Annotated in this window: 4 protein-coding genes; 3 read left to right on the plus strand and 1 reads right to left on the minus strand. The window is 68.4% G+C overall.

The genetic code is table 11. The annotated features are described in order from the left end of the window. From AC1DOC_RS20730 to mutY, 3 genes are all read left to right on the plus strand, one after another. A partial coding sequence (locus AC1DOC_RS20730; protein WP_478130397.1) for a zinc finger domain-containing protein occupies window positions 1–328 on the plus strand: 328 nt, incomplete at its 5' end. Between the two features lie 89 nt (window positions 329–417). Beyond that, a complete protein-coding gene (locus AC1DOC_RS20735) occupies window positions 418–2,385 on the plus strand; it encodes a dynamin family protein (protein ID WP_478130398.1) in 1,968 nt (655 codons plus the stop codon). A 7-nt stretch (window positions 2,386–2,392) separates the two neighbouring features. Beyond that, window positions 2,393–3,454 (plus strand): A/G-specific adenine glycosylase, encoded by a 1,062-nt coding sequence (mutY, locus tag AC1DOC_RS20740; RefSeq protein ID WP_478079427.1) that lies wholly within the window; start codon window positions 2,393–2,395, stop codon window positions 3,452–3,454. A gap of 15 nt (window positions 3,455–3,469) precedes the next feature. On the opposite strand, the gene rapZ is transcribed toward mutY, so the two are convergent. Further along, window positions 3,470–4,348: an RNase adapter RapZ gene (rapZ, locus tag AC1DOC_RS20745; RefSeq protein ID WP_015867108.1), complete on the minus strand. Its 879-nt coding sequence runs from the start codon at window positions 4,346–4,348 to the stop codon at window positions 3,470–3,472. Window positions 4,349–4,487: the final 139 nt, after the last annotated feature.

Consider the following 4,487-nt stretch of genomic DNA (forward strand, 5'->3'; position numbering starts at 1 on the left):
CGACGTGGTGGTCGGCGTTGGAAACATCTACGCGTCGGAGGCCTTGTTCCTGGCCGGCATCCGGCCGACGTTTTCGGCTGCGCGCATCAGCCGGCCGAGGGCGGCCCGGCTCCATGCGGCCGTGCGCGAAATCCTGGCCAGGGCGGTCGAGAAGGGCGGCAGCACGCTGCGCGACTTTTCCAACGTGGATGGGCAGAACGGCTATTTCCAGCTCGAAGCCACGGTCTACGGACGGGCCGGCGAGCCCTGTCGGGTCTGCGCAACGCCGATCCGGCTGCTGCGCCAAGGGCAGCGTTCCACTTACTATTGCCCGAATTGTCAAAAATAGTGTCTTAGCCGCCGGGTTGGCATATCCTGCAATCGGTTGCTCCCTAGTTTGCAATGCTATATTTGTAAGTTCTTTCTTACATATTCCCCTTGAGCCGCTCTTTCAATCAACAACTCGATCAGCACGGTGCCTGGCGGAGCAATTTCGCGCACCGCCTGCAGTGGCTGTCCCGCTGGCTGACCGAGAACGAGCTGCTCGATCAGGCGGTGGCCGAGCGCCTGCGCGGCCTCGAGCTGCAGATCCGCACCAGCAAGGTCATGGTGGCCTTCGTGGCGGAGTTCTCGCGCGGCAAGTCGGAGCTCATCAACGCAATCTTCTTTGCCGCCTACGGTCGCCGCATCATGCCGGCCAGCGCCGGGCGCACCACGATGTGCCCGACCGAGCTGGGCTACGACGCCGCGCTGTCGCCCAAGCTGCGGCTGCTGCCGATCGAGACCCGCCTGGAACCCCATTCGCTCACGCACTGGCGCGAAAAGGCCGGGCGCTGGACCGAAATCGCGATCGACGTGGCCGATGCCGACCAGCTGGCCCAGGCCATGAGCAAGGTGGCCGAAGTGCGCTGGGTCAGCAAGGACGAGGCGCACGCGCTGGGCTTCTGGAACGAGGAGACGCCCGACGACAACCCCGTGCAGGACGCCGAAGGCCGGGTCGAGATTCCGCGCTGGCGCCACGCCATCCTGAACATGCCGCATCCGCTGCTGGAGCAGGGGCTGGTGATCCTCGACACCCCGGGCCTGAACGCCATCGGCGCCGAGCCCGAGCTCACGGTGAGCCTGATCCCGCAGGCGCATGCCGTGGTCTTCATCCTGGGCGCAGAAACCGGCGTGACGCGTTCCGACCTGTCCATCTGGCGCGAGCACCTGGTCACCGAAAGCGAAGGCAGCGACACGCGCTTCGTGGTGCTCAACAAGATCGACACCATGTGGGACTCGCTGAGCACGCCCGCGCAGATCGAGCTGCAGATCGAACGCCAGCGCGAGGTCGCGGCCAAGTTCCTCGAGGTGCCGCTGGTGCAGGTGCTGCCGGTGTCGGCGCAGAAGGGCCTGCAGGCAAAGATCCATCGCRATGCGCGGCTGCTCGACGCCAGCCGGCTGCCGGCCTTCGAGGCGCTGCTCGCCGAAGGCGTGCTCGGCAAGCGCGAAACCATGCTGCGGCTCGCGGTGGACGCCGGCATGGTCGCGTTGCGCACCGAGGCCGAGCGCATCCTGAAAGTGCGCCAGCGCGACCTGTCGGAGCAGGCGCTCGAACTGCAGGGGCTGCGCGGCAAGAACGTGTCGGTCATTCGGCACATGCGCGCGCGCATCGACCAGGAACAGACCGAGTTCGAGGGCAGCAACACGCGCATCCTCGCGCTGCGTTCGGTGCAAGGCAAGCTGCTGCGCGAGGTGTACGCCGTGCTCGGCCGCACCGCGCTCAAGGAAGACATGGTGCGGCTTTCGGCCGCGCTCAAGCGCCCGGGCGTCAAGTTCAACGTGCGCAAGGTGTACGGCGAAACCTTCGACTCGCTGCGCAACAACCTGCGCGAAGTGCAGGCCACGACGGCCGAGATCCAGTCGATGCTGCACGCCACCTTCCGCCAGCTCAACGCGGAGCAGGGCTTCACGCTGCAGGCGCCCGCCGAGCCCGACCTGACGAGTTTCGAGCAGGAGCTCAGCCAGATCGAGCGCAGCCACATCCACTACCTGGGCGTGGGCAATCTGCTGAAGCTCGCACAGGCGGACTTCTGCGACAAGCTGGTGCGCGCGCTCGCAAGCCGCCTGCGGCTGGTCAACGAAGCGGCCATGACCGAGGTCGAACGCTGGAGCAAGGGTGCCAGCGCCCAGATCGATGCGCAGCTGAAGGAGCGCCGCCGCAATTTCAGCAAGCGCATCGAGGCGATCGAGCGCATCCAGAATGCGGCAGGCAACCTCGACGAACGCCTGCTCGAGCTGGCCCAGCAGGAAAGCAGCCTGGCCGAGCTGCAGCTTCGGCTCCATGAATTCACCTCGGCGATCGCGCAACAGGGGGGGGCGGCAGCAGCCGCTGCCGCCGTCGGCGAGCTGCGTGCGGCGGCCTGATCGTCCGGTGCCGGCTGCGGCCGTGCAGCCGCAGGCGCCGGCCGATTTTGCCGAGCGCGTCGCGGCCTGGCAGCGCAGCCACGGGCGCAGCGCGCTGCCGTGGCAGAACACGCGGGATCCCTACCGCGTGTGGCTGTCGGAGGTCATGCTCCAGCAGACCCAGGTCTCGACCGTGCTCGGGTACTTCGCGCGCTTTCTCGAACGCTTTCCGACCGTGCGGGCGCTGGCCGACGGCACCGAGGACGAGGTCTTCGGGCTCTGGAGCGGCCTGGGCTACTACAGCCGGGCCCGCAACATGCACCGCTGCGCGCAGGAGGTGGTGGCGCGCTTCGGCGGCGAGTTTCCGCGCACGGCTGCCGAGCTCGAGACCCTGCCCGGCATCGGCCGCTCCACCTCCGCGGCGATCGCGGCTTTCTGCTTCGGCGAACGGGTCGCGATTCTCGACGGCAACGTCAAGCGCGTGCTGACGCGCGTGCTCGGCTTTGGCGGCGACATGTCCTCGTCGGCGCAGGAACGCGCACTGTGGGACCGGGCCACGCAGCTGCTGCCGCCGGCCGAGCAGAAGGCGGCCATCGCGAGCTACACGCAAGGCGTGATGGACCTGGGCGCCACGGTCTGCCTGCCGCGCAAGCCGAGCTGCATGATCTGTCCGCTGAACAAGACATGCGTGGGGCTGCGCGAAGGCCAGCCGGAGCGCTATCCGGTCAAGACGCGCAAGCTCAAGCGCAGCGCCCAGTCGCTCTGGGCGCTGCTCGCGCGCGATGCGCAAGGCCGCGTCTGGCTCGAGAAGCGGCCGGCCAAGGGCATCTGGGCCGGGCTCTACTGCCTGCCCGTGTTCGATAGCCGAGAAGAGTTGCTGGCCGCGCTGCCGCCGGCGGCGCTGGCGGGCGTGCAGGACCTGCCGCCTTTCGTGCACGTGCTGACCCACAAGGACCTGCACCTGCACCCGGTGCTGCTCCAGGGCAGCCAGCCGCAAGGCGATGCCGCGCGCTGGGTGGATGCACAGGAGTGGGGCCGGCTGGGATTGCCGGCGCCGATGCGCAAGCTGCTCGAGAGCGGCGCGGGTTAGCCGGAACGGGCGAACTCAGCCCGCGTCGAGTTCGCGGTGCCGCTTGAGCGCGACCCAGCGCGTTCCGAACGCGCGCGCGAGTTGCTCGACCAGGAACACCGAGCGGTGCTGGCCCCCGGTGCAGCCGATGGCCACGGTCACGTAGCTGCGATGGTCCCGCGCCAGCGCGTCGAGCCAGCGCGAGAGGAACTGCTCGATGTCGTCGTACATGCGCGCGACGTCGTCGTGCTCGCGCAGCCATTCGACCACCGGCGCATCGCGGCCCGTGAGCGGCCGCAGCGCGGGCACGTAGTGCGGATTGGGCAGCATGCGCACGTCGAACACGTAGTCGGCATCCAGCGGCACGCCGCGCTTGAAGGCGAAGGATTCGAACACCAGCGTYAATGCGCTGCTCTGCGGCGCCGAGATCAGCGCCTTGATGTAGCTTTGCAGCTGGGCCGGCCGGATGAGGCTGGTGTCGATCACGTCGGCGCCGTCGCGCAGGTCGGCCAGCAGCTCGCGCTCGAGCTCGATGGCCTGCACCAGCACGCGCTCCTGTTCGGGCACGTCGTTGCGGCCCTCCTGGCGCGACAGCGGATGGCGCCGGCGGGTTTCCGAATAGCGCCGCAGCAGTGCGTCGGTGGTCGCGTCGAGGAAAAGCGAGCGCAGCGAAACGCCGTCCTGCCGCAGGGCTTCGAGCTGCTGCGGCACGATCGGCAGCGACACGCCGCTGCGCACGTCCATCGCAATGGCCACGCGCGTGGCCTGCTGCTCGTGCTGCAGCGCGATGAAGGCCGTCAGCAGCTCGGGCGGCAGGTTGTCGACGCAGTAGTAGCCGGCGTCTTCCAGCGCATGCAGCGCCACCGACTTGCCCGAGCCCGACATGCCGGTGATGAGCACCAGGTCGAGGTCCATCACAGCGCCGCCGAAGTCTTGTGGCCCAGCATTTCGCGGGCATGCGCCAGCGAGGTCTGCGAAAGCTTCTCGCCGCCGAGCATGCGCGCGATTTCGCGGGCGCGGGTGTCGTCGTCGAGCCGCGAGACGCCGCTTTCGG

It is taken from the genome of Variovorax sp. 01T439_2, assembly GCF_056398445.1.